Here is a 4,127-nt window from a genome sequence, read left to right as displayed (position 1 = left end):
GCCCAGGGGCACAGCCCCTGGGATGGGACGGGTAGGGGCGGCGGGGGCGAGAATCCCTGAGTCTCAGCCCACCCGCGCCTAAGCCAAAAGCCCCCGCAACGGAAACACCGCCCGCCGCGCAGCGACCACCGCCTGGTCCACCCGATCCGCAGGGTCGTACCCCGCCTCCCACCCCGCCCAGGACACCGGCCACCGCCCGTCAGTCATCCGCCCGGGCCCCAACTGCCGGGTCCGAGCGAACACCTCCTGCCGCCACGACTCCGGAATCACCGTCTCGGGCGACACCGGCCGCCCCGCCGCGATCCCCACCAGATGCGTCCAGGACCGCGGCACGACATCCACCACCGCGTAGCCGCCCCCGCCCAGCGCCACCCACCGCCCATCGGCGTACTCATGCGCCAGGTCATGACAGGCGACCTGCACGGCCCGCTGCGCATCGAGCGACACAGCCAGGTGCGCCAACGGATCCTCAAAGTGCGTATCGGCCCCATGCTGAGTCACCAGCACCTGCGGCCGAAAGTCAGCGATCACCTCGGGCACCACGGCGTGAAACGCCCGCAACCACCCCGCGTCCCCGGTCCCCGCCGGCAACGCGACATTCACCGCCGACCCCTCCGCACGCTCCGCCCCGGTCTCCTCCGGCCACCCGGTCTGCGGAAACAACGTACGAGGATGCTCATGCAGCGAGACGGTCAGAACCCGCGGATCCTCCCAGAACGCCGCCTGCACCCCGTCCCCGTGATGCACATCGACATCCACATAGGCCACCCGCTCGGCCCCGAGCTCCAACAGACGGGCGATCGCCAGCGCCGCGTCGTTGTAGATACAGAACCCCGACGCACCCCCAGGCATCGCATGATGCAACCCGCCGGCGAAGTTCACCGCGTGCAGCGCGTCCCCCCGCCACACAGCCTCCGCGGCCCCCACCGACTGCCCGGCGATCAGCGCGGACACCTCGTGCATCCCGGCGAACGCGGGATCGTCCAGGGTCCCCAGCCCGTACGCCCCCTCGGCCGCCCGGGGATCCGCCGAAGCCGCCTTCACGGCCTCGACATAGTCCTCCCGATGCACCAGCCGCAGCGTCGACTCCCCGGCAGGCTTGGCAGCCACGACGTCCATCTCCCGGTCAAGCCCGAAGGCCTGAACGAGCCTCCAGGTCAGGGCAAGCCGAACCGGATCCATCGGATGGTCCGGACCGAAGTCATAGCCCGTTACTGCCTCGTCCCACATCAGCTGTCCGCGGCCGCTCATGCCCGCCACCGTATCGGTCCGGTTGAGCGGAGAACGACCGGGCGTACACGAGCGTCACCAGCACCAACACCATCGGCACGAGCATGGCCCCCCGATAGCTCCAGGTGTCCCCCAGCGCCCCCACCAACGGCGAACCGATCAAGAAACCCACATAGTTGAAGACATTGAGCCGAGCGACAGCCGCATCGGACGCCCCGGGAAACAGCCGCCCCGCCGCGGCAAAGGTCTGCGGCACCAGCACACACAACCCCAGCCCCAGCAACGTGAACCCGAGCATCCCCACCCACGGCCCCGGCGCCACCGCCACCACGGCGAACCCGACCGCCGCCACCAACGCCCCCAGCCGTACGACCGCGGCCGCCCCGAACCGCCGCACCCCGAGGTCCCCGATGGCCCGCCCCAGCAGCGTGGTCACCATATACACGTTGTACGGCACGGTCGCCAGCTGCTCACTGCTCCCCAGCACGTCCTGCAGATACTTCGCGCTCCAGTTGGAGACGGTCGAGTCCCCGATGTACGCGAAACACATCACCAGACACAGCGGCAGGAGCAACCCGAAGGCGAGCGCCCCACCCTCGCTCTTCTCCCCCACCGCATCGCCGTCCGCGCCCCCGTCGACGTACCACCGACTCCCCACCAGGGCGGCCGGCAACAGCACCAGCACCACCGGCAGATACGACACCCACAACGCCAGATGCCAGTGCGCCCCCACCCACGCCAGCGAGGCTCCCAGAATCCCGCCCAGGCTGAACACCGCATGGAAACTCAGCATGATGCTGCGCCCGTACGCCCGCTGCAGGCTCACCCCGAGCATGTTCATCGACGCGTCCAGCGCACCCACGGCAAGCCCGAAGGCGGCGAGCGAGACACCCAGCTCGACCGTCGACTCCCCCGCCCCCACCCCGAGCAGCGCCAGGAGCACGACGGGCTGGGCCCAGCGCAGCACCCGGCTCGGCGGTATTCGCTTCACCAACTGCTCGGTGCTCACGCTCCCGACCCCCGCGAGGATCGGCACGGCCGCCAGAAACGCGGGCAACAGCGCGTCGGACACGCCGTACCGGTCCTGGATGGCCGGGATCCTCGTCACCAGCAGCGCAAAGGCCACACCCTGCGCGAAGAAGCTGAACGCCAGCGAGGCCCTGCCGCGCCGCAGCACATCAGTCATGGCGGCGAGCGTAGGGCCCCGGCGTACTCGTGGGTAGATCCACTAAAGATGAATTTCCCTCAGCTTTGTTTCGTCACCGGGCGACGGCGACACCGGAAGCCACCGGAACGGCGTCCGAGCACCCCTGGCCCTCGCTCTTCAACTCCCTCTCCAGCATGGCCGCCATCGGCCCGGCGCCTAGCGCCCCGCTGACGAGGAAGCCGAGAACCATCGCGACGATCATGATGACGGTCCCGAGCCAGACCATGGTGTCCACCGGCACCGTGTACGCCCCCACGACCCGCACCACACACTCCGCGAGCAGCACCACACCCCACACCACGGAGAAGACCCGCTCGAACCGCCGAAATCCGGCGGACCCACTCTCCAGCCGAGCCCAGGCGGCCTCCCGGCGCTCGTCCCCCTTCACCAGCCACGGCTTCATACCGGCCGTCATCACCGGCTTCCCCAGCGCCACGGACACCAGGATCCCGATCCCCACCACGCTGCTGACCCCGCTGTCCTTGGCGAGCATCAGCCGCGGATCCCCGGCGACGAACCCCAGCAGCAGTCCGACGACGTTCACGAACAGAATGAGCGCGGCAAGCCCGTTGACCGTCCGGTCCTTCACGGCACTCCACCCGGTCCGCACGGCCGGCAGCACACTGCTCCAGCCGAGCGCGGCCACGGTGCTCATCCCGAACCCGTCCCTGAACAGGTAGTACGACCCGACCGGCACCGCCACGTCCATGATGAGCGGCACAAACGCGTTCCGCTTCGTCTGCGTGCCCGTCTTCGCGTTCGCCTTGGCGTTCGTCTTCGCCATCGTCATCGTCTTCGTCATGCCCTCAGCTTCCCGGGCGGCCGCCGACGCGAGTAGAAACGAACGTCCGGACCTCGGCATGACAAATGTCAGACCAGCAGGTCAAGCAACTCCCCCATGTCCGAGAAGAGTTGAGTGGCCTCCTGAAGCCGCTCGGCAGGCGTCATGGCGGTGAACCCGCACACGTCCATCCCGGCCGCGACAGCCGCCCGCACTCCCAACGGGCTGTCCTCCACCACCACACACCGCGCGGGCTCGACCCCCATCCGCTCGGCCGCGTACAGGAACAGATCCGGCGCCGGCTTCCCCCGCCCCACATCCTGCGAACTGAAGATCCGCCCGTCATCGAACCACCGGTCCAGCCCGGTCTTCCGATGCCCCACCCGAATCCGCTCATGACTCCCGGAGGACGCCACGCAGTACGGCACCCCGTCCGCGGCCAGCTTCTCCAGCACCCCGGCGGCCCCCGCCACCGGCTCCAACTCCCGCTCGAACGCGGCGAACACCCGCCCATGGAAGACATCGTCGAAGTCCTCCGGCAACCGCCGCCCGCTCCGCGCCTCCACCATCTCGTGTACGCGGTGCATGGCGGCGCCCATGTAGTCGCGGAGCGATTCCTCGTACGAGGTCGTATGCCCGAGCTCGGTCAGATAGCCGGCCAGGAGCTGGTTGGAGATGGGCTCGCTGTCGACGAGGACACCATCGTTGTCGAAGATAACGAGGTCATAGCGCATGCCCAAGACCCTAGAGGACGTCGCCGAACGCCCCCTGAAAACCCCTGGAACGCAGAAAAGCTCTGGAACGCAGAAAAGCTCTGGAACGCAGAAAACCCCCGTGCCCAAGGCACGGGGGTTTTCCCAAAAATTGTTCGGCGGCGTCCTACTCTCCCACAGGGTCCCCCCTGCAGTA

4 protein-coding genes are annotated in these 4,127 nt (G+C 68.6%); all 4 read right to left on the bottom strand.

The genetic code is table 11. From position 1 onward, the window contains the following. Positions 1 to 78: 78 nt before the first annotated feature. The 4 genes from AB0H86_RS36875 to AB0H86_RS36860 all read right to left on the bottom strand — a co-directional run bounded on the left by AB0H86_RS36875 (position 79) and on the right by AB0H86_RS36860 (position 3,952). Positions 79 to 1,251, bottom strand: coding sequence for an acetoin utilization protein AcuC (locus AB0H86_RS36875; protein WP_362449177.1), 1,173 nt, complete (start codon positions 1,249 to 1,251; stop codon positions 79 to 81). Further along, a complete protein-coding gene (locus tag AB0H86_RS36870) occupies positions 1,202 to 2,416 on the bottom strand; it encodes an MFS transporter (RefSeq protein ID WP_362449175.1) in 1,215 nt (404 codons plus the stop codon). Before AB0H86_RS36870 ends, AB0H86_RS36875 begins: the two co-directional genes overlap by 50 nt. Before the next feature lie 73 nt (positions 2,417 to 2,489). Next, positions 2,490 to 3,221, bottom strand: a complete 732-nt coding sequence (locus AB0H86_RS36865; protein WP_362449381.1) for a VC0807 family protein — start codon at positions 3,219 to 3,221, stop codon at positions 2,490 to 2,492. A gap of 86 nt (positions 3,222 to 3,307) precedes the next feature. After that, positions 3,308 to 3,952: an HAD family hydrolase gene (locus AB0H86_RS36860; protein WP_362449173.1), complete on the bottom strand. Its 645-nt coding sequence runs from the start codon at positions 3,950 to 3,952 to the stop codon at positions 3,308 to 3,310. Between the last annotated feature and the right edge of the window lie 175 nt (positions 3,953 to 4,127).

Origin of the sequence: Streptomyces sp. NPDC050997, from assembly GCF_040660135.1 — a bacterium.
In the GTDB taxonomy this organism is placed as follows: domain Bacteria; phylum Actinomycetota; class Actinomycetes; order Streptomycetales; family Streptomycetaceae; genus Streptomyces.
Note: the sequence above shows the minus strand (reverse complement) of the source record. Positions and strands in the feature narration are given on the sequence as shown.

What these genes read in the sequence shown, in the direction of transcription:
- AB0H86_RS36870 (WP_362449175.1), bottom strand. Translation starts at nt 2,416, where the DNA reads ATGACTGATGTGCTGCGGCGCGGCAGGGCCTCGCTGGCGTTCAGCTTC.
- AB0H86_RS36865 (WP_362449381.1), bottom strand. Translation starts at nt 3,221, where the DNA reads ATGGCGAAGACGAACGCCAAGGCGAACGCGAAGACGGGCACGCAGACG.
- AB0H86_RS36860 (WP_362449173.1), bottom strand. Translation starts at nt 3,952, where the DNA reads ATGCGCTATGACCTCGTTATCTTCGACAACGATGGTGTCCTCGTCGAC.
- AB0H86_RS36875 (WP_362449177.1), bottom strand. Translation starts at nt 1,251, where the DNA reads ATGAGCGGCCGCGGACAGCTGATGTGGGACGAGGCAGTAACGGGCTAT.